The following is a 25,146-nucleotide window of genomic DNA, read 5'->3' as shown; positions in this document are numbered from 1 at the left end:
AAGCCGAATTCGGCGGCGCCTCAAGAGCGCCGAACGTTAGTGCGGCAGTTCGGTAACCGCGAAGAGTCCCGAGTCTTCGACGGCGCGGGCCGCGTTCAGCACGGGCTGCTCCCCCAGTGGCGGACCGATGATCTGCAGGCCGACCGGCATGCCGTCGATGAGGCCGCATGGCGCCGAAAGCGATGGCAATCCCAACAAATTGGCCGGGCCGACCAGTCGCATCAGGGCTTCAACGGTGTCGACCGAATGGCCATTGATCGATGACGTCGCTTGACCGATGTCGGGCGTCCGGATCGGCAGTGTCGGTGCGGCAAGCACATCGACCCGATCGAAGACGCTTGCAAAACTTTGGCGCAGCCGCGCCCGCATCTGCTGGGCTTCGAGGTAGTCGACTGCAGAGGGAATCTCTCCACATTCCAGCAGGAATCGGACGTCGTCGCCGTAGTCCTGGGGCCGGTCCCGCAATGCACGGTGGTGAACGGTGCTGGTCTCGGATGTATCGATGATGGTGATGGCGTACTCGGCGTCTTCGATGTGCGGAATTTCGATTGGCTCGATAATGGCGCCGCGACTCTCAAGACTCCGGATTCCGTCACGAACCACGTCGGCCACGACCCGGTCGACGTCCTTGAAGAAGAACTGTTCGTTAACGCCGACGACCATACCGTCGATGTCGCCCGTGAGCGCACCGTAAGTCGTTGTTGCGGGCGAATTGAGTGATGTCGGATCCTTCGGGTCGTACCCCGCCACAGTGTCGAGCAAAACTGCGACATCGCCGACGGTTCGCGCCATCGGTCCGACGTGGTCCAGAGTCCAGGCCTCGGGGAACACCCCGAATTTACTGACTCGTCCGTACGTCGGCTTCAGCCCGACGATTCCGCAGCATGCCGCCGGTATGCGTATCGATCCAGACGTGTCCGAGCCAAGCGACCCGATGGTTAAACCGGTCGGAATCGCCACCCCGGCCCCACCGCTCGACCCTCCGGCAATCTTAGTGAGATTCCACGGGTTCTTGGCATCGCCGAAGTGCGGGTTCTCGGTCGTGACTCCAAGCGCGTATTCATGCAGATTGAGTTTGCCCACGAAGATCGCGCCGGCCGACTCGAGCTTGTCCACCGCTGTGGCACCCGTGTCTGGCACGAACCGCTCGTGGATCTTCGACCCCATCGTCGTGATCCGGTCTTTGAAGTAAAAATTGTCCTTGATACCCATAGGGATTCCGTGGAGCGGGCCGCGATATCGGCCTCCGGAAATTTCCGCTTCCGCCGTGCGCGCCTTCGCCAATGCGTCGTCGCCGTAAACGCAGATGTACGCATGAAGTTCGCCGTTCCGGCTCTCGATTTCACTCAGTACCGCTTGAGTGAGTTCAACGGGAGAGATATCGCGAGACTCGATGCGGTGTGCCAGCGTCAGCAGCGACGAGTCGATCAGTTCAGCCATCGGCCCCACGCTCCGTCGGCATGACCACTGTGGGGTCGAACACCACGGGAATATCGTCGGCGGCCACCCCGCCGTTATCCGCGGTCGAACGGCGCGAGCGGAGCGAGGCCCAAAAGGCATCCAACGCGTCCGCATCCGTCGACGACACGTCGATGCCCCGGTATGCGAGCAAATACTCTCGAAGCGTGCTCATGGGCAACTCCTCAGATCTCGGCGTCAACTGCCGGGCTGCATCTATTCACCGGCACCCGCAACGTCACGGTCATCGGGCGTGAGAATGATCGGCTCATACCCGCCCACTCGCCGGCGATAGATTCTCATGGCAACCGGGACGAGGACGCCGATCACGATGTAGATTAAGATGGGCACCCAGGCGCTTGCCGGCAGCAACGTGACGCCGACGATCGTGATGGCAGCGGAAACAGCCATGCCGATCACGAACATCGGCTTGCCGGCCGGAGACCGGTAGGGGCGTTTCCAATCCGCCTGCTTCGTCCGAAGCCGATAGGCCGACAAGCAGACCAAGAAGTACACGATCCCGGCAGCGACCACCGACAGCGAATAGATGTACTGCACCCAGTCCGTGCTTGTGAACAGTGCAAAGAAGATGCCAAAAGCTAGAACGACGATATTCGCAATATACGGCTGACCGTGCTTGTTGGTCTTGCTGAACCAGGGCGGAAGCTGACGCAATTGCGACGCTCCGTAGAGCACGCGCGCGGACGACGTCCAGAACCCCATGAGGGTCGTGAACGCGTAGAGCAAGCCGGATCCGATCGCAAAGAGTCCGATGATGCCCGCCATGTCGAGTGAGTTGACCAATTGGGGTTCGGGGATGCTCAGGTGCGCTATCACGTTGTGTGGTGCGAGACCGCCGATGGCGAAAGTGGCAATCATGTAGACAACGGCTGGTATGAAGAGCGCCGCGAGGATGACGGTGATCATCTTGCGAGCGGGGAACTTCGCTTCCTGAATCAACGTCGGCGTCATTCCGAAGCCGATATATTTCAATACAAGTGCCGAAGCGCCGGCGATCGCACCGTAGATGCCGTTCGGAAAGAATCCGCCGTGCGCGGTGATATTGGTCAGCTCCCAGTGCCCGCTGAAGAAATAATAAATCGAGTCGATCAACGTGATACCGACCATGACGATAAAGAACACGACAGCGAGCTTTCCGGTCAGGTCGATATTGAAGTTCGACACGATATACCAGATGACCATGATTCCAATGGCGATCAACGGTTTCACGACGTCCGAAAGGTCGACGAAGTACCCGGCGGCGGTCACGAAAATGAAGGCGACCAGCGGCGGCTCGACGACCTGCACCAGGAAGAACATCCATTGCGTTGCCCATCCGGTGCTTGAATTCATCGCGCTGCTCGACCACACGTCGACCGCCGAGGAGAACGGCAGCATTGCCGTCAGTTCCGAAAATGCCAGACCCACCGGTATGAGAATGATTGCAAGAATCGGGAAGATGATCGCCGCACCGGCACCGGTAAGTTGAAACCAGTACGGGGCCTCGGCGAGCCATCCACCGAGGACCGCGCCGGCGGCCAGGGCGATAACACTGAAAAGTCCTAGCTCTCGTTTCAGACCAACGCTTGAATTCGCCATGATTTTCCACCTTGCCTAGTGGGCTAGCACCAATGCGTACGTCAGCAACTTTCGAAGGAGCACGTCATATTCGACCGTGCGGCTCTACTACATACGCGTAGTATAAGCACCGATTTCGACAAATCGAGTGAGCCTGCGTAGTCGGGCTCTCACATCACCGCATCGACGTCGTCGCGCAGGCTGCCGCGCCGAGAGCGACGGACAAGTTGCCGAGCGCGGCTTTCACCACTTTCACGGGATGGCCGCTCACGACTGGTTCCGCAGTCAGCGTCTCCCCGATCGCGGGCTCCAAGAATTCCCACGCGTCGCTCACGCCGCCGCCGATCACCACGGTGGTCACGTCGATGAGGCCGGCGGTCAGCACGGCAGCGTGTCCCAAGGCATGCCCCGCATCGCTCAATATCTCCGCTGCGCCGCGGTCACCATCCTGCGCGGCCGCTGCGGCGTCCTTGGCCGTTGCCGCGCGGCCGCTGATTTCGGTGAAGCGGCGGGCGATCGCCCATCCGGACGCCACCGTCTCAAGGTGTCCGCGCTCACCGCAGCTGCACATGCAGTTGCCGAATCCGGGCAGGTGCCCGATCTCTCCGGCCGCGCCGTGAGCGCCAGTCATCAATGCGCCGTCCATCCACAAGGCGCCGCCGACACCCGTGCCGAGCGTGACGCCCAAAACGTAGTCCTCGCCCGCAACCGCGCCGGCTAAGACTTCGCCGCGTAAGAACGCGTTCACGTCATTATCGAGATACGCCGGCACACCAAGCGCGTCGGTGATCGCGCCCGTGACGTGGTACCCCGACCAGCCGGCGAACGATCGGCTCGCCACCAGCACGTGCCCGCTCCGCGGGTCGACGACACCGGCCGCGCCGACGCCGACGGCTCGCGGCTCCACGCGATGGGTTGCCGCAAGCCGAGTGAGCGCAGCCACGGCGTCGCGCACGATGACGTCTCCGCCGCGTTGCGCCGCGGTCGGAATTTGCACCGTGTCGATCACGCCGAGATCCGACCGGCAAAGGAGCACGTTCGTCGTGGTGCCGCCGATGTCGATGCCTGCAATGACGTCGTCGGTGCCGGTGGACGCCGGCGCCTCGTCCCCGTCGTTCACTCCGCGTCCCGGCCGGACGCCAGCAAGGCAAGTCGCTCGGATCGGCGAGCACGCTGCACGATCGGATCCGCCACCGGCACGGCGGCCAAAAGACGACGGGTGTAGTCGGTTTCGGGGTGCACGAGCGTCTCGCTCGTTGCTCCCTCCTCAACGACCGAGCCGGACTTCATCACGACGACGCGCCGGGCAAAGCTCTGTACGACGGCAAGGTCGTGTGACACGAAGAGGCAGGCGAAGCCGAGTTCGGCCTGCAACTCGGTGAGCATTGTCAGAACCGATTCCTGCACGCTGACGTCGAGTCCGCTCGTGGGTTCGTCGGCCACTAGCAGCCGGGGTTCAAGCGCCAGCGCCCGCGCGATGCTCACGCGTTGGCGTTGACCGCCGGACAGTTCGCGCGGGGCGCGACCGGCCACGTTCCGCGGCAGTTGTACGCGTTCGAGGACGTCGCCGACGCGCCGAGCACGGTCCGCTCGAGACATCGACTTCCGGTGGATCCGAAGCGGCTCGGCGATGCATTCGCCCACCGGCATGCGCGCGTCCAGCGATGCGACGGGGTCCTGCAGCACGACGCCGATACCGGATCGCAGTGCTCGCCGGGCCTTGCGTCCGGTCGCGTGGAAGTCATGATCGAACAGCTTGACCCGGCCGCCGTCGGTGCGGATGAGGCCGAGCGCCACACGCGCCGCAGTGGACTTGCCCGATCCCGATTCGCCGACCAGGGCCACGGTCTCACCGGCGTGGATACCGACCGACACGTGGTCCAGCCCGCGCACGGCCCGCGCCCCGCGACCAAAGACCACCGACACGTCATCCAGTTCGACGACGCGGTCCGCGCCATCCGTCTCCGCCGGCTTCTCTGATTCCGCCGATCGCCCCGGTTGGCCCGATCGCGCCGGTTGGGCCGCTTGAACGTCGACGCCGCGCCGGGCTCCGGCCGTGTCGAGTCGCGGCACGGCTGCCAACAACTTCTTCGTGTAATCGTGCTCGGGACGCAGCAGCACGTCCTCCACCGGTCCGGTCTCGACGATTTGCCCGTGGTACATCACTGCCACCCGGTCGGCGAAGTCTGCGACCACGCCCATGTTGTGGGTGACCAGCAGCACGCCGGTATGGGTCTCGGCGGCGAGCCCGCGCAAAAGATCGAGGATCTCGGCCTGCACCGTGACATCAAGCGCCGTTGTCGGCTCGTCCGCGATCAGCAAGCGCGGACGGTTGGCGATCGCCATGGCGATGACGACGCGCTGGCGCTGCCCGCCCGACAGCTGGAACGGGTACGCGGAGACGCGTTGTTCCGGATCCGGCAGTCCGACTCGGCGCAGCAGGTCCACCGCCTCGCTCTTGGCAACTGCCGACGTCACATCGCGGTGGTTGCGGATCACTTCCGTGATCTGTGCGCCGATGCGCTTCAGCGGGTCGAGCGCCGTCGCCGGCTCTTGAAACACCATGGACGCCTGCTTGCCCCGAAGGCGGGCAAGTTCCGACTCATTGGCACCCGACACCGACCTGCCGCATACCCGCACGTCGCCGTGCACCCGCGCGTTCGAGCTCAGCAGACTCATCGTCGCCAGCGCGACGGTGCTCTTTCCGGATCCCGATTCACCGACGAGAGCGAGCGTCTCGCCGGGCTCAACGCGCATTGACACGCCCCGGACGGCGGATACGTCACCCGACTCCGTTGCAAAGTCGACCCCGAGATCGGTGATCGACAGGACCTCGGACGCCGCGTCGGCAGCAGTGCCGCCCGGCTCGGCTTCAACCGAATTCACCTGTTCGCCCGGCATCATCGCCCCCTCACTTCAAACGAATCGCGAAGCCCGTCGCCAAATGCGTTGAAAGCGCACACGATGACGATGACGGCCAGCCCCGGCGGGAGAATGAGCCAGAACCGGCCCGAATACGCGGCGTCGAGGCCCGCAGTCAGCATTCCGCCCCAGTCGGTCGCCGGCGCTTGCACGCCCAAGCCGAGGTACGACACGTACGCAATCAGCAAGATCGCGTCGGCGACCTGGAAGGTGGCGGCCACCACGATCGTCGAGATCGAGTTCGGCAGAATGTGACGGGCGATCGCCCGCGAATGACCGCCGCCGATCGCCCGCAGCGTGAGAACGTAGTCGCGGCTTTTCAACGTGAGTGTCTCGGCCCGGATCAACCGCGACGGCACGAGCCACGACACGAATCCGAGGATCACCACCAGCCCCAGGGCGTCGGGCGTGGCGATCGCAGAGATGACGAGAAGGATGAACAACGCGGGAATCGCAATTCCGGCATCGACGACGCGCATCATGACGGCGTCCACCCAGCCGCCCGCGTATCCGGCGATGGCGCCCCACAGCGTGCCGATCAGCGTTGCCAGGGTTCCGGCAGCCAGGCCGACGGCCAGAGAGATCCGGCCGCCGTACATCAGCCGGCCGAGTTCATCGTGGCCGACGGCGTCCGTGCCGAGGATATGCTTGCCGGACGGCGCTTGGTTGGCGGCTCCAAGCAGCGTGTGCGTCTGGTCCGTGTGGTACACGAAGGGACCCACGAAGCAGAACAGGATGAACGCAACGATGACGGCCAAGCCGATCACGGCAAGCTTATTGCGCAGGAAGCGGCGGACGGCGAGTCTGGTGCCGGACGGTCCCATCGGGCCGACGTCGATAGCAGCTTCCACGGGTGGGATGGCGGCGCTCATGAGCTACTCACTTTCACGCGTGGGTCGATGATGAGCTGAGCAATGTCGGCCAGCAGCGACCCGGCCACGGTGGCAATCGAGATCACCAGGACGCAGCCGAGCAAGACCGGGTAGTCGGAGGACTGGGCGGCGTTCCAGAACAACAGCCCCATGCCCGGGTAATTGAACAATTGCTCAATCACCAGGGCGCCGCCGAACATCACCGGGATGTAGTAGCCGAGCATGGCGACGACCGGCGTGAGGGCGTTGCGGAACACGTGCCCGGTCAAGATCCCGTATCCGGTCGCGCCGCCGGCCCGAGCAGTGCGCACATAGTCCTCGGAAAGGTTTTCAAGTGTCGACGAGCGCATGTACCGCGTGAACACGGCAATCATGGCTGCCGCGCCCGTTGCCACCGGAAGCACGAGCCCCGCGGGATCGGCAAAGATTTCGCCAAGCGTGTTGCCGGTCGGCGCTTGCGACGGGAACCAGGGAAGCGCCTGACTGAAGACCACGATCACGATGAGTCCGAGGAAGAACACCGGCGTGGCATAGGCGACGAAACTGATAGTCGTCACGATGTAGTCGATCGGCTTGTTCCGCCGAGTCGCCTGCACCATGCCGAGGGGAATGGCAATGATGAGCGCCACCACTGCGGAGATCCCCGTCAACACGATTGTCTTCGGCAGCCGTTGGACGATCAGCGCGGTGACCGATTCGTTCAACGTGTACGACGTGCCGAGGTTCCCGTGCACGAGCGTGGAGAGGTAGTAGAAGTACTGGATGACGAGGGGCTTATCGAGACCCTGTTGGTGATTGAACTGAGCGATTTGCTGCTGCGTCGCCTGCGCCCCGAGGATCCCGCGTGCGGGACCCCCGGGAAGCGCATGCAACAGGCAGAACACGATGATCGTGACGATGAAGATCACGACTATCGCCTGCAGCAGGCGTCGCGCTAGATAGAGAAGTGTCGGCATATCGGCGTATCGCTACTTGCTCCACTTCCACTGTGCCGGGTGGAAGTTCGCGAGCGGATCCTGGGAAAAACCGGTCAGTCCCTTCTTCATCACCGACACCTGGTAGTCCGGCTCCGGCAACCAGACGACCGGCAGGTCCTTGGCCAGCGCCGCACTGTACTTCTTCATCACCGATGCCGAGGACGACGTCGTGCTGTTATTGATCAGCTTGTCGACTTTCGGGTTCGAGTAGTTGCCGAAGTTGGAGCCGCCGCCGGTCTGGAACAGCGAGTCGCCGGTTGCGTAGGCCGGGAAGTACCAGCTGCCTGCCGTGCCGAAGAAGGACAGTTGCCATTTGCAGATCGACTGCTTCTTCGTGCACTGCGGCGTCTGCGACAGCACCGAGTTGACCGGAGCCGACTTGATGTTGAAGCCAATTCCGGTCTTGGACAACGACGATTTGATGGCGCTCATCATGTTGGTCGTGACCGAGGAACCGGACTGCGACAGGACGTGCATCTCGAATTTCGTGCCCTTGTCGATGCCGGCGCCGCACTGCGACGATCCCGTCCCCGCGTCGGTACAGGTCATGACGCCGTCCTTCTTCGTCCATCCGTGCGAAGTCAAGAGCTTGGCCGCTTTGGAGGTCGAGAACGGATATGGGTTGTTCTGCTGCACCTTGGACACGAAGTCCGATTCTTCGGCTTGCGGAATCGGCCCGTAGGTGGGCACGGCCGTGCCGTTGAAGATGACCTTCGTCAGCTGTGGCTGGTTGATCGACATTTGCACGGCCTGGCGGGCGTACAGCTGCTTGAAGACGGCCCCGAGTTGCGGATTGTTGAAGTTGTACGGCATGTACGTGATGGCCCAGCCGCTCCACGGCTTGACCTTGTACCCCTTCGCCGTGAACGACGCTTTCTGGTCGAGGTCCCCTGGGCCGATGTAGCCGTAGTCGACGCCGCCCGAGCGCAGTGCGTTCTTCTCAGCGTCGGCGGTCGTGAAGGACAACAGGTGGACCGTCTTGATTCCGGCCTTTTCGCCGCCGTCGTATTTGGTGTTCGCCGTGAGGTCGACCTTGCCGGACGTCGAGAATGTCTTGACCTTGTACGGGCCGCTGACGACGTTCCAGAGCGGGTTCGACGCATACGACGAGATTTTCTTGGCCTGACCGAGAAGGAACTTCCACACCTTCTGGGCCCCGGCGGTCGTCCGATCGGCGTTCGACACCTTCGCGGATGAACTCGTCTTGTCCCAGGCGTGCTGCGGCAGGGGCACGATCATGCTGAGTTCGTTCGCCAGCATCCACTGGTCGTTGTACTTCTTGTCGAACGTCAACTTGAAGTGGTGGGCGTCGATGGTGCTGAACTTCGTCCAGTTGTCCGGCGCCTTGCCAGCGTTGTAGTTGGCCCATTGCTTCTTGTTCGCCGTGATGATGTTGTACCAGAACTCGACGTCACGCGAGGTGATGGGCTTGCCGTCGCTCCACGACCGTTTGCCGAGCGTGATGGTCACGCTCTTGCCGTCGGAGGCGAAATTGGCCGCAGTCGCGATCGATCCCTTCTTGTTCCACTCCATCTTCCCGGTCGAGCCGTCGTATTCGATCAGCGGTTCCCACAGGGATTCCGCAATGGAGACGTTGTTGGTGTTCAAGTGCGCCGACGTGCCGATCGGCAGAATCCAGTTCGGCGTGAAGTTGGCCGGCAACGCGTAGTTGATGCTCGTCTTCTTGGCCGCGGACGTCGAGTTGTCACCCCCGCTGCATCCTGCCAGCGCAACGCTTGACGCCAGCACTGCCGCGGTCGCCAGCATCCAACGGCGGCGACCGGTGTGTGTTCGTACAGCCCTCATGTTCTCTCCCTCGAGCGACCCGTGCCGGTGCGCGGACGAGCACCGGCGAGACCTTTCTCCAGTAGTAAACCGGCATTGGATCGTAAAAACAATAGTTCAACAGTAAAAAGAAGGTAACTGCCGGATCGCATTAAGTATTTAATACTCTAAACAAGCTCAAAACATGCTATATCGCTCTATATTCGATTTGTTATCCGAACGATAATGATGCCGAAAGCAGTGGCAAAGGACACCGGAACGCGTATACTGGCGACGTCCTGTCACGAGATGGAAGTAAGTTTTTTCATGACCGTATTAAGTAGTCGGAGCGCCGTGCCCCACGGTCCGCGCATCTCGACGTTGGCGACGAAAATCCTGCGGCTGGTGTCCTCGGGGGTTGTCACGACGCGGACCGAACTGGCCGACGAGCTTGCCGCTCCCCCGTCGACGATCTCTTCCGCAGTCGGGCAACTCGTCGAGCTCGGGCTCGTCGTCGAACACGGCCAGCAGTCATCGACCGGCGGTCGCCCGCGCAAGGTGCTGCGACTCGGCCGTAAGGACGACTTCGCGATTGCCGCCGACATCGGCGCCCATCACGCCCGGATCGGCGTCGTGTTGCCCGGCGGCAGACTCGAACACGTCGAAAACGTGAAGTTCTCCATTGACGAGGGTCCGGAAACCGGGTTGGACAGGTTGAGTACGGCGTTCGCCCGTCTTGCCGAAGCGCAGGGCGCCGAGAACTGGCGAGCAGTGGGCCTGTCCATGCCCGGCCCCGTCGACACCGGCTCCGGCACCGTCGAACTGCCCTCCCGCATGCCCGGATGGAACCGGTTCCCGATCGTCTCGTGGCTGCAGGACAAGCTTGCGCGGCCGGTCGTCGTCGACAACGACGCGAATTGCATGGCTTTTGCCGAGCAGCTCGTCCAGCCGAACACTCACCGGCGGACGGTGCTGGTCAAGGCCGGTTCGGCAATCGGCGCCGGGATCGTCATCGACGGCGAGCTTTACCGCGGGGCCAACGGCGTCGCCGGCGATATCACCCACGTCCGCGTCGATGCCGCGGGCGACACCCCGTGCTCGTGCGGCAACACCGGCTGCCTCGAGACGATTGCGTCGGGGCTCGCTCTCGTGCGCATCGTGAGTGAGCAGGGAGTGCCGGTCACGTCGGTCCAGGACGTCGTTCAGTTGGCGATCGAGGCGAACCCGATAGCCACGCGCGCGGTACGTCGCGCCGGGGCCTACCTCGGCGAGGTGCTCGCGGCAAACGTGAACTTCTTCAATCCGGACGGCGTGTACCTGGGCGGGTATCTCGCCACTCTCGAAGCATTCGTCGCGGCCGTCCGCAGTCAACTGTACGACGACTGCCATCCGCTGGTCACCCGCCATTTGAGCATTTCACGGGCGAAGCTCGGCGAGAACGGCGGAATCACCGGCGCCGGTGTTTCGGCGTTGCAGGCGGCCGTTGTCGACTCGCTCGAAGCACTCAGTTCATAGACCGTCACGCAGCAGTCATCCAAAGGAGTATCCATGCCCGTTGAAGCCCGGTCACCTCGCGACCGACCCGTCCTGGCCATCGCCGGTATCGGCATCGAGGCCAGCACGTTCTCGCCGGCACGTTCCGAAGCCGCGGCGTTCCATCCGGACTTGGGCGACGCCGTCCTGGGACGCTATCCGTTCCTCCGGCCCGGCGAGCCGCTCAGGGAGTCGGCGGATTGGCGCGGCGCACTCGTCGGCAAGGCACTGCCGGGCGGTATTGCAACCGCCGATGGGTTCGCCGAGCTGTCCGATGCGCTGATTGAGCGGCTTGCCGGCATGCCGGCGCTCGACGGGCTGCTGTTCGACATCCACGGCGCAATGACCGTCGAAGGCATCGACGACGCCGAGGCAACACTGCTGGCGCGCATCCGGGAAGTCATCGGGTCGCGGCCGATCGTGTCGACGTCGATGGACCTGCACGGAAACGTCTCGCCGCGTCTTGCGCATTTGACCGATTTGATCACGTGTTATCGGATGGCTCCGCACGAGGACTACATGGTCACGAAGGAGCGCGCCGCACGCAATCTCGTCGACCTCGTCGCGTCCGGCGCGCCGCGGCCCGCCAAAGCGTGGGTCCCCGTGCCCGTTCTCCTTGCGGGCGAACAGACGTCCACCCGCATTGAACCGGCCAAGAGCGTGTACGGCGCCATCGACGACGTCGAGAAGACCGACGGCGTGACCGACGCGGCGATCTGGGTCGGGTACGCCTGGGCGGACGAGCCGCGCAACCACGCTGCCGTCGTCGTCACGGGACGGTCCGAGGCGGCCGGCCGCAAGGGTGCCGAAGACCTCGCCGCCCGGTTCTGGTCCGCTCGTCGTGAGTTCGACTTCGTCGCGCCGACCGGGACGCTCGACGAGTGCCTCGATGCCGCGCTGCGGTCCGAAAAACACCCATTCTTCATCAGCGACTCGGGCGACAACCCGACCGCGGGCGGAGCCGGCGACGTCACTTGGACTCTCGAGCACATCCTGGGACGCCGCGAATTTGCCGGAGCCGACGGTCCCGAACTGATTTACGCGTCCATTCCCGGATCCGGCGCGGTCGACGAGGCGGTTCGCGCGGGGCTCGGCCAGACCGTGACCGTGACGGCGGGCGCCGAGGTCGACGATCGTCACGCCGGCCCGGTCACGATGACCGGCAAGGTTCACGCGATCCGCCACGGAGATCGTGACGCCGAGACGGAGGTCGTGCTGCATGTGGGCAGCGTGTACGTCATCATCACGCGCCGCCGGAAGCCGTACCATCTGGAGAGCGATTTCACCGATTTGGATCTAAGCCCGCGCGAGGCGGCGATCGTCGTCGTGAAGATCGGCTATCTCGAGCCGGAACTGTTCGACATGGCGGAAGACTGGATGCTCGCTCTCACCCCGGGCGGCGTCGACCAGGATCTCGTCCGGTTGGGGCACCGGCGGATCAAGCGGCCCATGTTCCCGTTCGACCCGGACATGCCCGATCCCGACCTGTCGGCTCGGATCATCCCGGCATCGAACGAGCCATTCGATGCCGCCGAATTCGGCGCCTGATCGTCATGGTCGACTTGGAGATCGCCGTCACGTCGCCGGAAGGGGCGTGCACGGCACGGGACAACGGCGCGGACCGGGTCGAATTGTGTACCGGGCTCGAACTCGGCGGGCTCACCCCATCCGAGGGAGCGGTGGCGCTCACCGTGGAGACCGGGATCCCGACATTCGCCTTGCTGCGCTGCCGGCCCGGAGACTTCGTCTACGACGAATCGGAGCTTCGCACGATGGAGCGGGAGGCACGGTGCCTGGCAGCCGCAGGGGTCGCCGGTGTCGTGTTGGGCGCGTTGCAGGCGGACGGGTCGCTTGACGCCGCGGGTACTCGGCGGCTCGTCGCTGCCGCCCGCGATGTCGCACCGACTGTTCGCATCACCTTCCACCGGGCGATCGATCACGCGGCCGACCCGATTGAGGTCGTGGGCGGTCTGGCGGATCTCGGAGTCGACCAGGTGCTCACGTCCGGCGGCGCGGACACCGCCGTCGACGGAGCCGCGGCGATCGCGCGCATGTCGGAGGAGGCGCGCGGTGTCGGGATCATGGCCGGCGGCGGCTTGACGCCGTCGACGCTCGAGCCCGTGATCGGCGCCGGCGCGGACGCCGTACACATGTCCGCAAAGCTGCGCACGGAGCGAGTGCGGCGGACGAACGTCAGCCTCGGCGCCGCCGACTCGGGCGATTCCTATTTCGTCACGGACGCCGCAACGGTCCGGTCGGCCCGCGCGGCCCTTGAGAACGTCACTCGCTAGTCTCGTTCTCTCAAATAGCGGTGCTTACCACCGTCATCAGTCACACCCACATGCCACAAAGTCATGCACATCACGCTGAAAACTCGATACGTTATCGCTTCTTCTCGCTTCCGTTATGTTCACGTCATACACTCCCTCGTATAGTTGAAGCGACAACTACCGCATCTGAAAACGATTGGAAACCCCCGTGTCCGCACCTTCCTACGCTCCTGCTCCGCCACCAGCACCTGCACCGGTCAAACGGGGAAATCCGTGGGGCGTCACCGCATTCGTCGTTGGCTTACTTGCACTACTTTTTGGATTCATACCATTTGTCGGCGTTGTTTCGTTCGGGTTAGGCCCTTTGGCAATAATCTTTGGCGTCATCGGCTTAATTATTAAATACCGCCCACGTGGCCTCGCGATTGCGGGAACGGCTATGGGGGCTATCGGCTTCATCATCGCGCTAACTTTTACAATTTCGATTTACGACGCTTTCGGCGGAGATTCCGCTTCGTCGAGCAGTGACGTGTCTCATGAAATCGAACATGTCGCAGTCGTGAAACAGGGCGACTCCGTCAAAAGCGGTCATTTCAAATTCACGGTTACTGAGGTCAAAGACGGTGTCCATAAAGTTGGATCTTCCGGATGGCAGGAAACTGCCGATGGGCAGTACATTGTCGTATCTGTAGACGTGAAGAATATCGGCGACGAATCTGAAACTTTTTGGGGTGACGACCAGAAGCTTGTCGATGCTGACGGTAAGAAATACAGTGCCGACGACGACGCGGCTATCGCACTTGAAGACTCCAATGGCCTTCTGGAGGAAATCAACCCTGGTAACACGACTAAGGGAAAGCTCATATTCGACGTTCCGAAAAGCGTTACCCCGAAGTTTATTTTGTTCAGCGGCTCCATGTTTGGCGACCCGGTCAAAGTCAGGCTGACCTGACGATCGACCGATCAACATCGCAGCAATGAGCCCCGCCCCATGGATCGTCTCGGGCGGGGCTCATCACTTGCCCGCGTTAAACCCGAGCAGCGGTCATAACGAGGAGCGCATTCGAGGATAGAACCGCATATGATCAGCACTGCTAATACGGCGACGGATCAGACCACGGTCAAGGTCGCCTCGTCGGTACCGAGCTTCGTTCCTCCGTTTCGGTCGCCGACTTCGTAAAAGGTCACGCCGATCGTGTACGTGCCGGCAGGAACGTTCGGACCGACCGTGATTCGGCACGGCGCGTGTTCGGCCCGGGAACCAATGATGTCCAAGCGGCCGGAGGCCCGTGACGACGTGATGGCGTCGGGCAGATCCAGCTCCCACCGGATGCGATGGCGGTCGAAGTCCACGGGCTGCGCCACGACCACCAGGGGCGTCGATTCGCCGGCCCTGCAGGTCAGCGACCACTCACGCAAGTAACCCCACGCCGGTGATCGATACCGCTGCGCGGTCTCTTCCCGGCCAAGCGTGAATCCATACCGTTTCGTTTGGTAAGTGCACTCCAGCTGAATGCCGCTAAACCGGTATTTTTCCGTCAACACACGATATCTGCGCTGTGCTCGTTCGAGTCGCTTCGGATTGTCAGCCTCGTATGTGATGTCGATATCGGCCAGCGATAGGTGGACGCCGGACTTCAACAGGCCGAGGATGTTTTGCGCCGAACGATTGCGCCCGACCGCGTGCTGCGCCGCCACAATGTCGGACAAGGCGGCGCGATATTGGCGACGGAATTTGGTCCCACCGCCATCGGCCCCGAGCTGGTCCGGATCGGCAGACGTGTGCCCGAGGTAGCGTGCCACGTCATGTGCGCCGCGCCCGAACCGCGCCGGCAGATAGTCGCTGCGGAACTCGTCCGCGCTCAGCGTGGGATTCCAGGCGCTCTGCGCGGTAAACAGGTGTTCGGCCTCGAATTGCAGCCAGTTCCCCGCCTCGGCGTAACTTTCGGTGCCCTGCGCTCCGACCTTGTGGTAGTACGCCGCATCGGCGGCAATCACGTCGATCGGGTTGCCCAAGCCGCGCCAGCGATAGCGACGCGAATAATCGTAAATCGCCACATCGCCCTGATGGAGGAATATCCACTTTTTGAGCAACTTGGCGAACTTCGCGTTCGTCTCATTCGAGGGATCGCCGAAAGGCACGGTGTAGGTGCGGCCGATCGCGGCGAAGTCGATCAGCACGTCCGGATCGAATTCATACGAGCCCGTCGGCGGTTCCAGCGCCGCAGCGTACGCGATGCGTTCGACGCGCGTGCTGATCCCGGCCTTCTTCAGCGCCGCGACCAGGGCGTTCACCACCACGGTTTCCGCATTCGTTGCGGTGCCGTATTTGGACAACGCCGCCTTCGGCCACGTACCGCCGTCCGGCGGCCAGCAATCAAACGTGGCAATCTCCGGCCGGTCCGCCAGGTAATCGACCACATTGCTCACATAGGTGTCGACGGCGTCCTGGTTCTGCACGTCGAACACCGACGCATCGCTCGTATAGAACTGGGGGTACTTCTCCGGCGGCAAGAACGAGTCGTAGCCGTGTCCGCCCACTTCCATCTTGATCCCGCGCTTGGCGAGTTCGGGCGCCAGAACTTCACGGAAGTCGTCGTAGCGCGTGACGCCGATCGCGTAGTAGTCGTACGGAAACACGAGATAGTTGAGTTTGTGCTTGGCCATCCAGTCGACGAGGGCCACGATGTGGCCCTTGCTCAAACTGAATCCCTCTTCGACGTCTTTGCGTCGGATCGGCCATTTCGGTTCGACGAGAGTTGACTGAGCGCGGACGACGCAGCGCGACTTTCTCGGCACGCGTTCGGAGTTGCCCTGGTAGAAGGCGAATTCCGGGGCGAAAAAGTGCACGCCGAGTTGTTCGAGCAACGAATACACCGCGTTCAACGTGCCGCGCTCACCGGCTCCGGTGAGCACGACGTGGCCGGCGGCGGACTGAATGATGTAGGTGTCGTCCGGTTTAGAATCCAGTTTTTCGTTCGCGGTCGATATCCAGCGTGCGCGTTTCGTCCTGTCGACGTGCCCGCGGGCCAAGAAAATTCCGGAATGCGCGGTGCCGGGTTTGTCGGACGGAGCCGGCACACGGGAGGTATGGATTCTCGTCCCGGTCATCGATTTGACGTAATCGGCAAGCTCGGAAGCGGCGAATTGGCCGATGTCCGATCCCCACCACTGCAATTCAACACGACCGCGACCGTGCATCAGGTCGAATCCATCGTGGTGGTGGCGGCCGGATACTCCGGGGCTAGCGTGCGCGGGGTTTCCAAGTGGGGACTCAAGGGTGGCAACCGCTGAGACTGTGCCGGCGGCTGCTAGGAAAGTGCGACGAGCTACGGTCATTGTGATGAATTACCTACCTTCGTACGGTTCGTCCCGGTAATACTTTTGCAGCCGGGCGAGTTCGGCTTCTAAATCGGCGCGGATTTCGGCATACTGCGGGTCATCGGCAACGTTGTTGAGCTCTTGCGGATCGGCAACGAGATCGTACATTTCCCATTCGGGCTCGTACGACGTGTCGGCCGCCCCGACCGTGCCGAGGCCGTCGGCGTAGAAGTACACGAGCTTGTGCGTTTTGGTCCGGACGCCGTAGTGCGCCCAGGCGTGATGTTCCGGGTCGTCGTGCTCCCAATACCTGTAGTACATCGACTCCGGCCAATCATCCGGCGTCCGACCCTGCAACACCGATCGGAAGCTTCGCCCTTGCGAGGTCGGCAGCACGTCCGAGTCGTCCAGCCCGCACATATCGAGAAAAGCGGCGGCGAAGTCGACATTCGTGACGATGTCGTCGACCCGGGTTCCTGCCGAAATCTCACGCGGCCACCGGATCAGGAAGGGCATCTGCAGCGACTCGTCGTAAATGAACCGCTTGTCGTACCAGCCGTGGTCGCCTAGGAAGAATCCCTGATCCGATGTGTAAACGACGATGGTGTTCTCGCCGAGCCCGTGCTCGTCCAAGTAGTCGAGCACACGGCCGACGTTATCGTCGATGGATTGAATGCATTGCAGATAATCGCGCATGTACCGCTGGTAGTTCCAGCGCGTGCGCTCCACCGTCGACTCGGCACCACGCAAATGCTCCGGCAGCTCTTCTTTGACGTCGTCGGCCTTCAAATCGTTGGCGATCGTCATCTTCGCTTCATGGACGGCGCGGCTCTTCGTCGCGTAGTCGTCGAACAACGTGTCGGGCTCCGGGATGCTGCCGACCGGGTACAAATGTTTGTGTTTCTCGTCCGGTACCCAGGGCCGGTGCGGCGCCTTGTGGTGAATCATCAAGCAAAACGGCTCGTCCGGGGCCCGTTCGCCAAGCCAAGCCAGGCTCAGGTCCGTGACGATGTCCGTGGCGTATCCGGGCACCGTCTCTTCGCCGGCGTCCGAAATCATCACCGGATCGTGGTACTCGCCCTGCCCCGGAAAGATCTTCCATTCGTCGAAGTCGCGCGGCAAGCTTTCCTGAGTGTGCCCGAGATGCCACTTACCGAATAGCGCAGTCGCGTACCCGTTTTCGCGCAACACACGGGCGTACGTCGGCGTCCGGTGGTCGAATTCCGAATAGATCGACGGCACGTTATTGACGTGGCTGTACGTGCCCGTCAAGATCGATGCGCGCGATGGCGAGCAGATCGCGTTCGTGCAATACACGGCATCCATGCGGGCGCCTTCGGTGGCGAGCCGGTCGATCTGCGGCGTCTCGTTCACCTTGCTGCCGTATGCCGAGATCGCATGCGCCGCATGATCATCGGACATGATGAAGACGATGTTGGGCCGATCGGCCGACGCTGTTGTCACTTCTTGCTACTTCCTTTTCGGGCGCGAGTCGGTTTGGATCAGGCCTTCACGTATTCGTCGCCAAGGTAATAGTCCTTGGGATCGGCGATGTCTTGCACTTTGCCCATAGCTTTGAATTGCTTGTTCAACGTCTTCAGCCAAGTGTCGATCGTGCCGTCCTTGGTTTTTTGGACGATTTCGTCGGTCGGCAGCACGTTGATGTATTTGTGCTCTTCACGCAACGCCGTTTCCGGGGCGTCGAGCTTCTTCTTCAGCACCGACACCATCTTGTCGCTGTTCTTGCGCTTCCACGTGTTGGCTTCCTTGGCCAACGCGTCGAAGCGCTTCAACAGCTCCGGATTCTCGTCCGCCATGTCCGTGCCCGTCATATAGGTCGACAGGAAGTTCAAATCCGGGAAATCGGCGCTCTTGGCTATTTCCACCGTGCCCGGGGTGTGCTTTTTGATGGTGGCGACATGCGGATACCAAATGGCGGCACCGTCGATCTTTCCGGATTGGAAAGCCGAAATCACCGTCGGCGGGTCCATCGTGACTTTCTTGATGTCGTCATCGGACAGGCCGGCGTTCTTCAGGGCCAAGCTCAGCAGCATGTCGCCGGAGGTCCCCTCGGGCACGCCAACCGTCTTGCCCTTGAGGTCTTTGATGCTGGTGATGCCTTTTTGGCCGATGATTCGGTCGGCCTCGCCGAGGCTGACGATGGCGGCAATTTTGGCCTTGCCCTGCATCGGCAGCCACAACGCCCCGGGCCCGGTGTAGGCGAATTGCAGGTCGCCCGTGCCCAGTGCCTGGATCTGGGTGGGCCCGTCGGTGAATTCCTTGATCGTGACGTCGATGCCGTGCTTGTCCCAAAGCTTCAGTTTGTCGGCCACGGCCACCGTGGACGTCCCGTTGCCGTCAGCGATATAGCCGACAGTTGCCTTGATCGATTTCTTACTGCTGTTTCCGGACGACGAGTCGCCGCCGCACGACGCCAACAGCGGCGCTACCGCGGCCGCGGCGCCACCGATGAGGATGGATCGGCGAGAGGGTTTCGTGTTCATGATGCGTTCTCCTTTGAATCGTGGTGATACACGGCGTTCCATACTTGGTTGCGCAGGTCGGCGAATTCTCGCGAGAGCCGGATTTCTTCAGTGCGTGGATAGGGCAGGTCGACGGTAATGATCTCTTGGATGCGGCCGGGGTTCGCCGCCATCACGATCACCCGGTTCGCCAGATACACGGCTTCTTCCACGTCGTGCGTGATGAACATGACGGTGCGCTTGTCCTTGGTCCACGTGTCGAGCAGCTGCTCTTGCATCTTCACCCTCGTGAGGGCATCGAGGGCGCCGAACGGTTCGTCCATCAACAGCACCGATGGGTCGGCCGCATAAGCGCGGGCAATGGCACAGCGCTGTTTCATACCTCCGGAGAGTGTCTTGGGCCAGGCATCGGCGAACTTGGTGAGTCCCACGAGTTCGAGCACGTCGTTGACGCGGCGGTCTCGTTCGTCTTTCGGCAGCTTCTTCACTTTGAGGCCGAATTCGACGTTCTTGCGCACCGTCAGCCAGGGAAAGAGGGCGTACTGCTGAAAGATGACTCCGCGATCCGGTCCGGGTCCGGTCAGGGTCTTCCCGTCGACGGCCACCCGGCCATCGCTCGGTTCGAGTAGCCCGGCAGCCATGTTCATCAGCGTTGACTTGCCGCAGCCGGACGGCCCGACGACCGTGATGAATTCGTTGTCGGCGATATCCAGGCTGACATCGTGCACGGCCGTGAATGACGAGCCGTTCAGTTCGTAGATGCAGCTGACGTTCTGAAAAGCGATCTTGTGATTCATCGGCGCTCCTGCCATTGGGTGAGTCGCTTTTCGGCCCACAAGAGGATCCGGTCCATGAGCAGGCCGAGGATTCCGATCACAATGAGGCCGACGAAGATGGTGTCCAGGTCGTAGTAGGTTTGCGCCTTTTGCATCATGTGTCCGAGACCGTCTTGCGCGGCGATCAGTTCGGCGGCCACCAGGGTGGCCCACGCGGCGCCGAGGCCCTGGCGCATACCGACAAGTATGAACGGCACGGACGCCGGCACCACGATCTTGAGGAAGATCGTCAAGTCGTTGGTGCCAAGAACGCGTCCGGCGTTGATCAAGGTCTTGTCGACGCTGATGACCCCCTGGTAGGTGGCGATGACCGACACCAAGAAGCTGGCGAGCGTGATGACGAAGATCTTCGGCGTCTCGCCGATGCCCATGAGCACGATCGCGAGCGGGATGATGGCAAGCGGCGGGATGACGCGGAAGAACTGGATCCACGGCTGAATAGCGGCGCGGACGCCGAGATACCAGCCCATGCCGAAACCGACAATGATCGCAAGCACGGTGCCGATGGCGAAGCCGGCAAAGACCCTGCCGAGGCTTGCGGCGATATTCGTGAACAGCGTTCCGTCACCGGCCAGCTCAACAAGGCGTTTGGCAACGTCGAGCGGACTGGAAAGCGTCGTCGGGTTGAGGATCGATGCGAGCCACCAGAGGCCCAGTCCGACGAATACCGACACGACGCTGATGGTGGAGAACTTGTTCGATCTCGGTCGCCTCGTCTTTGCCGACGACTCGTCGGTGGGCGCGATGGTTGCGGTCATGGATGATACCTACAATCGTCAGTCTTCGACCGTGTCTGATGCCTGTTGCTCGGGTTCCCGTGACCAGTCGGGGTCGAACAGTCGGGAAACGACGCCGCCATTGCGGCGAATCAGGGTGAGTTCACGCTCGACCGTCTCGAGCCATGAAATATAGAGGGACGTCGACGCGTAGCCGCGCTCGTGTGTGAGCCATTCGATGAATGCCAGCCACGTCTTGTCGATCTCCGGGATGGGGCTGGACGAGCGGCTTCCATGAAACGGACCTCCTTCGGCGACACGTTGACGCTTCCGGTATTCGAGTTCGGTCTTGACGATGGGCAGCGCGTATTCGATTCCCAGCTGGCCTGCGAAGTTGAGCTTCACGATGAATTGCGGGTCCATCGGGCGTGGCGCGGGTTCATAGGGTTCTTTGGCCCACGCAACGAGAGCGTCCCGCCCGGCATCGGTCAAGCTGTAGACCTTGCCGTCGGGCGCGTTGTCGCGATGCTGGGTTGTGCTGGCGATCCATCCCCGGTTTAGAAGCTCGTTCAGCGATCGGTAAATGGGCGACATGCTCGGTTTGCGACCGAGAAAGATTCCCTCGTCCTTCAACCATTTTCCGAGGTCATATCCGGTGGCGGGTTGACGAGCCAACAGGCCCAGGATCGTGAAGTCGTTCTTCATGCCTGAGCTCCTTTGCTATAGCCGATTGGGTATAGCTGACTCAATCATGATTTAAATCACTCGTCAATAGACTGCGGAAAAATATCCGCAATTCAGCTGTATTGGAGCAGAACAATTACTCGGTACTAGTTCGAAATCCCGAGATCACACATCCGACCTAAGGCCGCTTGGGCATAGTGAAAAAAGTTCTACGTGGCCGGCGCGATTGTCCTGGGCGCCGGTGTGGTGGTTGCGCATCCGAGTGGTGGCGAGCGGCTGCAGCGCTTCGCCGAGTGGTGGCGAGTGGCTGCGAAATCGGCGATTTCGCAGCCGTTCGCCACCACTCGGTGAAGTGAGCGCTCACACGATGGCGGTGACCTGCTGGGAACGCAGCCCGCGCGGGGTGATGAGCTTCTGCACGCCCCACAGCAGCACGTCGGCGAGAATGGCGAGAGCGGCAACCCAGATGGCGCCGGCGATCACGCCGCTGAGCCCGTAGGCGGCCTGGCGCAGAATGATGTCGCCGAGACCGCCGCCGCCGGCAACGGCACCCAGGGTTGCGCTTCCCACGACGAGCACGACGGCCGTCCGCACGCCGGCGAACAGCAGCGGCAGAGCGAGCGGCAGCTCGACCTTGAACAGCACTTGTCTGCCGGTCAGCCCCATCCCCTTACCGGCGCGCACGATGTCCGGAACGACTTGTTCGACGCTGAGGTACGCATTGGTCAGGATCGGCGGCACTGCCAGAATCACGAGCGCGATGAGCACGTTCTTGAACCCGAGACCGACGACGCCGATGAACACGGCAATCAAGGCGAGGCTCGGCAATGCGCGTCCAATGTTCGACACGGTGACGGCGATGAACTCGCCACGGTGCATGTGTCCGAGCCACACGCCGATCGGTACGCCGATGACGATTGAGATGATCGATGCCGCGATCGACAACTCCAGATGCTCGCCCGTCTTGGACACGAGCAGCGAGAAGTGGCTGGACATGAAGGTCAGGACGTCCATCTCAAAATGCCTTTCTGGATCGGGCCCACGGCGTGAGTGCTCGCCCGAGCAGGAGAAGCAGTCCGTCCGCGGCGAGCGCCAGGAGGACGGCGAGCGCGCCGGCACCGATGAACTGCGTGTTGAACGGGGACTGAAGCGCCTTGAGGATCGGCGCGCCGAGGCCGGCGTCCACGACGAACGCCGCGATGGTGGCAAGGCTGATCGTCAGTACCGTCACGATCCGCAGGCCGCCGACGATTGCCGGCACCGCCATGGGCAGTTCGACCCGCCAGAGGATCTGTGTGCGTGTGAGCCCCATCCCGATTGCGGCGCGTTTGATGTCGGGAGGCACTTCCTGCAGTCCGGTGAGGACGTTCCGGTAAAGGACAAGCAGCGTGTAGGCGACGAGAGCGATCTCGACGGTGAGCGTACTGAGGCCGGTCAGCGGCACGAGCAGTTCGAACAACGCCAGCGGCGGAATCGTGTAGAGAAAGGCGGCGATACCCGCAAACGGCGGCCCGGCCCAGTTGTGCCGGTAGGCGTAGATTGCGGCGGCAAATGCGAGGATGAACCCGATCACGACGGCGATCACCGTCAGCATGATGTGCTGCACGAGAGCGGGGCCGAACACGTCGGGCCACTGGTGGAGGAACCAGGACGTGCAGAACATGCCGTTGTGCGTCACGCACGGCGTCGCCGTCCCGTAGTCGGGGATCACCGGCTTCGCGGCGGCGAGCACGCCGGAGGCGAGCAGGTAGGTCACGAGGACGCTCCCGCGGTCACGCTTGCATCGCGCAGCCTCTGCATCGGCATCAGTCCGACCGGACGGCCGTCGGTCTGGACGACGAGTCCGTCCGCCCCGTGCGCGAGAACTTCCGAGAGCCCCTCGCGCAGCGACGCGTCACTGGAGACGGTTGGCCACCCGGTCGGTGGCGGGTCGCCCAGTGGATCGAGTTCGGCGTCCGCGATTTTCAAGAGCGCGAGTCGCTTCAGCGCGCGATCGGCGCCGACGAATTCGCGGACGAAGTCGTCGGCCGGTGCGGTCAGGATGCGTTCCGGGGTGTCACATTGGGCAAGGATCCCGCCTTCACGAAGGATGGCGATCCGGTCGCCCATCTTGATCGCTTCGTCGATGTCGTGCGTGACGAACAGCGCGGTCTTGCGGATCTTCGCGTGCAATTTCAGGAACTCGTCCTGCAGGTTGACCCGCGTGATCGGGTCGAGCGCGCCGAAGGGCTCGTCCATGAGCATCACCTGCGGGTCGGCGGCGAGCGCCCGGGCGATACCGACTCGTTGCTGCTGACCACCCGAGAGCTGGTTCGGATAGCGGGCGGCCATGTCCTCCGCCGGGGCGAGGCCGACCATGCTGAGAAGTTCGTGCGCGCGTGCGGAGGTTCGGCGAGCGTCCCAGCCGAGGATCTTCGGAACAAGCCCGATATTGGCTTCCACGGTCATATGGGGGAAAAGCCCGGTCTGCTGAATGACGTACCCGATGCCGCGGCGCAGCGAGATCGGGTCGAGGTCATTGATGCTCGTGCCGCCGATACGGATATCGCCGCTCGTCAAGTCGGCCATCCGGTTGACTAACGTCAAAGCGGTCGTCTTTCCGCCGCCGGACGGGCCGACGAGCGCGCAGATCTCTCCGGCGTGGACCGTCAGACTGAGCTGGTCGAGCGCTGCGGTGTCAGCGTTTCCGTATCTCTTCGTGGCGTTGTCGAAGACGATTTCCGCAGCCTCGTCGGTAACCGTGTCTGCCATGGATTCTGTTCCCTTCCGAATCCTGCGCGGCGCCCCATCGGGTCCCGGCAGCTAAAGGAGATGAGCTAGAGGAGTTGATTGACCTGGAGAAACTTCTTTGCCACCTGCGATGGCGAGAGTCTGTTGACGGCGACCGCCCGGTTCATCGCTCGCGCGGCCTTCACCGTGAGCAGCGCATCGATGGCGTTCAGAGTGTGCCAGACTTCGGCGGGATGCCGGTGGTAGACGTCCTTGCGCACGACGGGGGCCACGTTTTGGAAGCCGAACAAGTTCTTTGGCTCCGTCAGTAGAACGAGGTTCGACCTGGCCAGCTGCGGATCCGTGGTGAACACGTCGGCCGCCTGGATCGCGCCCTTCTCGAGCGCCTTGTACTGCAGTCCGATGTTCAGCGACTTCACTTTGACGTTCGGCAGGTGGTACGTCTTCACGAGGCCCGAGTAGCCGGTACTGCTCTCGATATTGTCCGGGTACTCGCCGAAGTAGATCGTGCCGAGCTTGCGCAGGTCCGCCACCGTTTTCAAGTGGTGCTTCTCTGCGTAGTCCTTGGTGACGGCGACGGCGTCCTTGTTCTGGAACGGGGTCGGCTGCAGCATTGTCATGCCGCGCCGTTCTTCGAACGCCTTGGCTTGCCGATACGTCTCGTGCGCGGTCTTGGGCAGCTTGCTGCGTTTTGCGAGCACCTGGAGTACGACGCCGGTGTACTCGGGATAGACGTCGATGCGGCCGGCCTTGAGTGCCCGGTCGATGATCTCGGTCGACCCGATGTTGTTCTTCACCTGCACTTGGTATCCGCGTGCTTCCAGCGCTTGCGCGTAGAGCTCCCCGAGCACCCATTCCTCGGTGAACTCTTTCGTGCCGATCGTGATCATCCCGCCGCGCTTGCTCGTGCTTGTCGCGCCCGCGCAGCCGGAGACGGCCAGCGGCACCGCCCCGGCCACACCGATAGCGGCGGCGCGCACGAGTTGGCGCCGAGAGAGCACC

23 protein-coding genes are annotated in these 25,146 nt (G+C 62.5%); 5 read left to right on the top strand and 18 right to left on the bottom strand.

Annotation, left to right across the window (positions count from 1 at the left end):
• Positions 1–36 precede the first annotated feature (36 nt).
• The 8 genes from BJY26_RS06895 to BJY26_RS06860 form a co-directional block, all read right to left on the bottom strand.
• Positions 37–1,440 (bottom strand): amidase, encoded by a 1,404-nt coding sequence (locus tag BJY26_RS06895; protein ID WP_218852308.1) that lies wholly within the window; start codon positions 1,438–1,440, stop codon positions 37–39.
• Positions 1,433–1,633: a hypothetical protein gene (locus BJY26_RS06890; RefSeq protein ID WP_179426829.1), complete on the bottom strand. Its 201-nt coding sequence runs from the start codon at positions 1,631–1,633 to the stop codon at positions 1,433–1,435. The genes BJY26_RS06895 and BJY26_RS06890 overlap by 8 nt, the downstream gene beginning before the upstream one ends.
• A gap of 41 nt (positions 1,634–1,674) precedes the next feature.
• Positions 1,675–3,057, bottom strand: coding sequence for an APC family permease (locus BJY26_RS06885; protein WP_179426827.1), 1,383 nt, complete (start codon positions 3,055–3,057; stop codon positions 1,675–1,677).
• Between the two features lie 154 nt (positions 3,058–3,211).
• Complete coding sequence (locus tag BJY26_RS06880; RefSeq protein WP_179426825.1) at positions 3,212–4,156, bottom strand: ROK family protein; 945 nt, start codon at positions 4,154–4,156, stop codon at positions 3,212–3,214.
• Complete coding sequence (locus BJY26_RS06875) at positions 4,153–5,940, bottom strand: ABC transporter ATP-binding protein (RefSeq protein WP_308191241.1); 1,788 nt, start codon at positions 5,938–5,940, stop codon at positions 4,153–4,155. The genes BJY26_RS06880 and BJY26_RS06875 overlap by 4 nt, the downstream gene beginning before the upstream one ends.
• A complete protein-coding gene (locus BJY26_RS06870; RefSeq protein ID WP_179426823.1) occupies positions 5,937–6,830 on the bottom strand; it encodes an ABC transporter permease in 894 nt (297 codons plus the stop codon). Before BJY26_RS06870 ends, BJY26_RS06875 begins: the two co-directional genes overlap by 4 nt.
• Positions 6,827–7,786, bottom strand: coding sequence for an ABC transporter permease (locus BJY26_RS06865; RefSeq protein WP_179426821.1), 960 nt, complete (start codon positions 7,784–7,786; stop codon positions 6,827–6,829). Before BJY26_RS06865 ends, BJY26_RS06870 begins: the two co-directional genes overlap by 4 nt.
• Positions 7,787–7,798: 12 nt before the next feature.
• Positions 7,799–9,613 (bottom strand): peptide ABC transporter substrate-binding protein, encoded by a 1,815-nt coding sequence (locus BJY26_RS06860; protein WP_179426819.1) that lies wholly within the window; start codon positions 9,611–9,613, stop codon positions 7,799–7,801.
• Positions 9,614–9,898: 285 nt separating this feature from the next.
• Here BJY26_RS06860 and BJY26_RS06855 point away from each other — a divergent pair, with 285 nt between their 5' ends.
• From BJY26_RS06855 to BJY26_RS06840, 4 genes are all read left to right on the top strand, one after another.
• The gene (locus BJY26_RS06855) at positions 9,899–11,086 is read left to right on the top strand and encodes an ROK family transcriptional regulator (RefSeq protein ID WP_179426817.1); all 1,188 of its coding nucleotides are present in this window, start codon (positions 9,899–9,901) and stop codon (positions 11,084–11,086) included.
• Positions 11,087–11,119: 33 nt separating this feature from the next.
• Positions 11,120–12,652 carry a M81 family metallopeptidase gene (locus BJY26_RS06850; protein ID WP_179426815.1) on the top strand — a complete coding sequence of 511 codons (1,533 nt, stop codon included), beginning with the start codon at positions 11,120–11,122 and terminating at the stop codon, positions 12,650–12,652.
• A gap of 5 nt (positions 12,653–12,657) precedes the next feature.
• A complete protein-coding gene (locus BJY26_RS06845; RefSeq protein WP_179426813.1) occupies positions 12,658–13,395 on the top strand; it encodes a copper homeostasis protein CutC in 738 nt (245 codons plus the stop codon).
• Between the two features lie 187 nt (positions 13,396–13,582).
• Complete coding sequence (locus BJY26_RS06840; RefSeq protein ID WP_179426811.1) at positions 13,583–14,326, top strand: DUF4352 domain-containing protein; 744 nt, start codon at positions 13,583–13,585, stop codon at positions 14,324–14,326.
• A gap of 158 nt (positions 14,327–14,484) precedes the next feature.
• On the opposite strand, the gene BJY26_RS06835 is transcribed toward BJY26_RS06840, so the two are convergent.
• The 6 genes from BJY26_RS06835 to BJY26_RS06810 all read right to left on the bottom strand — a co-directional run bounded on the left by BJY26_RS06835 (position 14,485) and on the right by BJY26_RS06810 (position 21,435).
• Positions 14,485–16,575 (bottom strand): DUF4838 domain-containing protein, encoded by a 2,091-nt coding sequence (locus BJY26_RS06835; protein ID WP_179426809.1) that lies wholly within the window; start codon positions 16,573–16,575, stop codon positions 14,485–14,487.
• A gap of 147 nt (positions 16,576–16,722) precedes the next feature.
• Positions 16,723–18,159, bottom strand: coding sequence for a sulfatase family protein (locus tag BJY26_RS06830; protein WP_179426807.1), 1,437 nt, complete (start codon positions 18,157–18,159; stop codon positions 16,723–16,725).
• Positions 18,160–18,197: 38 nt separating this feature from the next.
• Positions 18,198–19,199: an aliphatic sulfonate ABC transporter substrate-binding protein gene (locus BJY26_RS06825; RefSeq protein ID WP_179426805.1), complete on the bottom strand. Its 1,002-nt coding sequence runs from the start codon at positions 19,197–19,199 to the stop codon at positions 18,198–18,200.
• Positions 19,196–19,975 carry an ABC transporter ATP-binding protein gene (locus tag BJY26_RS06820; protein ID WP_179426803.1) on the bottom strand — a complete coding sequence of 260 codons (780 nt, stop codon included), beginning with the start codon at positions 19,973–19,975 and terminating at the stop codon, positions 19,196–19,198. The genes BJY26_RS06825 and BJY26_RS06820 overlap by 4 nt, the downstream gene beginning before the upstream one ends.
• Positions 19,972–20,772 (bottom strand): ABC transporter permease, encoded by an 801-nt coding sequence (locus BJY26_RS06815; RefSeq protein WP_179426801.1) that lies wholly within the window; start codon positions 20,770–20,772, stop codon positions 19,972–19,974. The genes BJY26_RS06820 and BJY26_RS06815 overlap by 4 nt, the downstream gene beginning before the upstream one ends.
• An 18-nt stretch (positions 20,773–20,790) precedes the next feature.
• A complete protein-coding gene (locus tag BJY26_RS06810) occupies positions 20,791–21,435 on the bottom strand; it encodes a PadR family transcriptional regulator (protein WP_179426799.1) in 645 nt (214 codons plus the stop codon).
• Positions 21,436–21,627: 192 nt separating this feature from the next.
• On the opposite strand from BJY26_RS06810, the gene BJY26_RS06805 reads away from it, so the two are divergent.
• On the top strand, positions 21,628–21,765 hold the full coding sequence (locus BJY26_RS06805) for a hypothetical protein (protein ID WP_179426797.1): 138 nt from the start codon (positions 21,628–21,630) through the stop codon (positions 21,763–21,765).
• 9 nt (positions 21,766–21,774) lie between these two features.
• On the opposite strand, the gene BJY26_RS06800 is transcribed toward BJY26_RS06805, so the two are convergent.
• The 4 genes from BJY26_RS06800 to BJY26_RS06785 all read right to left on the bottom strand — a co-directional run bounded on the left by BJY26_RS06800 (position 21,775) and on the right by BJY26_RS06785 (position 25,145).
• The gene (locus BJY26_RS06800) at positions 21,775–22,428 is read right to left on the bottom strand and encodes an ABC transporter permease (protein ID WP_218852305.1); all 654 of its coding nucleotides are present in this window, start codon (positions 22,426–22,428) and stop codon (positions 21,775–21,777) included.
• A gap of 1 nt (position 22,429) precedes the next feature.
• Positions 22,430–23,170: an ABC transporter permease gene (locus BJY26_RS06795; RefSeq protein ID WP_218852304.1), complete on the bottom strand. Its 741-nt coding sequence runs from the start codon at positions 23,168–23,170 to the stop codon at positions 22,430–22,432.
• Complete coding sequence (locus BJY26_RS06790; protein ID WP_179426796.1) at positions 23,167–24,165, bottom strand: ABC transporter ATP-binding protein; 999 nt, start codon at positions 24,163–24,165, stop codon at positions 23,167–23,169. Before BJY26_RS06790 ends, BJY26_RS06795 begins: the two co-directional genes overlap by 4 nt.
• Before the next feature lie 65 nt (positions 24,166–24,230).
• The gene (locus BJY26_RS06785) at positions 24,231–25,145 is read right to left on the bottom strand and encodes an ABC transporter substrate-binding protein (protein ID WP_218852303.1); all 915 of its coding nucleotides are present in this window, start codon (positions 25,143–25,145) and stop codon (positions 24,231–24,233) included.
• Between the last annotated feature and the right edge of the window lies 1 nt (position 25,146).

It is taken from the genome of Spelaeicoccus albus (assembly GCF_013409065.1).
Classification (GTDB): Bacteria; Actinomycetota; Actinomycetes; order Actinomycetales; family Brevibacteriaceae; genus Spelaeicoccus; species Spelaeicoccus albus.
Note: the sequence above shows the minus strand (reverse complement) of the source record. Positions and strands in the feature narration are given on the sequence as shown.

What these genes read in the sequence shown, in the direction of transcription:
- BJY26_RS06895 (WP_218852308.1), bottom strand. Translation starts at nt 1,440, where the DNA reads ATGGCTGAACTGATCGACTCGTCGCTGCTGACGCTGGCACACCGCATC.
- BJY26_RS06815 (WP_179426801.1), bottom strand. Translation starts at nt 20,772, where the DNA reads ATGACCGCAACCATCGCGCCCACCGACGAGTCGTCGGCAAAGACGAGG.
- BJY26_RS06850 (WP_179426815.1), top strand. Translation starts at nt 11,120, where the DNA reads ATGCCCGTTGAAGCCCGGTCACCTCGCGACCGACCCGTCCTGGCCATC.
- BJY26_RS06870 (WP_179426823.1), bottom strand. Translation starts at nt 6,830, where the DNA reads ATGAGCGCCGCCATCCCACCCGTGGAAGCTGCTATCGACGTCGGCCCG.
- BJY26_RS06790 (WP_179426796.1), bottom strand. Translation starts at nt 24,165, where the DNA reads ATGGCAGACACGGTTACCGACGAGGCTGCGGAAATCGTCTTCGACAAC.
- BJY26_RS06885 (WP_179426827.1), bottom strand. Translation starts at nt 3,057, where the DNA reads ATGGCGAATTCAAGCGTTGGTCTGAAACGAGAGCTAGGACTTTTCAGT.
- BJY26_RS06845 (WP_179426813.1), top strand. Translation starts at nt 12,658, where the DNA reads ATGGTCGACTTGGAGATCGCCGTCACGTCGCCGGAAGGGGCGTGCACG.
- BJY26_RS06800 (WP_218852305.1), bottom strand. Translation starts at nt 22,428, where the DNA reads ATGGACGTCCTGACCTTCATGTCCAGCCACTTCTCGCTGCTCGTGTCC.
- BJY26_RS06875 (WP_308191241.1), bottom strand. Translation starts at nt 5,940, where the DNA reads ATGATGCCGGGCGAACAGGTGAATTCGGTTGAAGCCGAGCCGGGCGGC.
- BJY26_RS06890 (WP_179426829.1), bottom strand. Translation starts at nt 1,633, where the DNA reads ATGAGCACGCTTCGAGAGTATTTGCTCGCATACCGGGGCATCGACGTG.
- BJY26_RS06855 (WP_179426817.1), top strand. Translation starts at nt 9,899, where the DNA reads ATGACCGTATTAAGTAGTCGGAGCGCCGTGCCCCACGGTCCGCGCATC.
- BJY26_RS06865 (WP_179426821.1), bottom strand. Translation starts at nt 7,786, where the DNA reads ATGCCGACACTTCTCTATCTAGCGCGACGCCTGCTGCAGGCGATAGTC.
- BJY26_RS06810 (WP_179426799.1), bottom strand. Translation starts at nt 21,435, where the DNA reads ATGAAGAACGACTTCACGATCCTGGGCCTGTTGGCTCGTCAACCCGCC.
- BJY26_RS06825 (WP_179426805.1), bottom strand. Translation starts at nt 19,199, where the DNA reads ATGAACACGAAACCCTCTCGCCGATCCATCCTCATCGGTGGCGCCGCG.
- BJY26_RS06835 (WP_179426809.1), bottom strand. Translation starts at nt 16,575, where the DNA reads ATGCACGGTCGCGGTCGTGTTGAATTGCAGTGGTGGGGATCGGACATC.
- BJY26_RS06820 (WP_179426803.1), bottom strand. Translation starts at nt 19,975, where the DNA reads ATGAATCACAAGATCGCTTTTCAGAACGTCAGCTGCATCTACGAACTG.
- BJY26_RS06860 (WP_179426819.1), bottom strand. Translation starts at nt 9,613, where the DNA reads ATGAGGGCTGTACGAACACACACCGGTCGCCGCCGTTGGATGCTGGCG.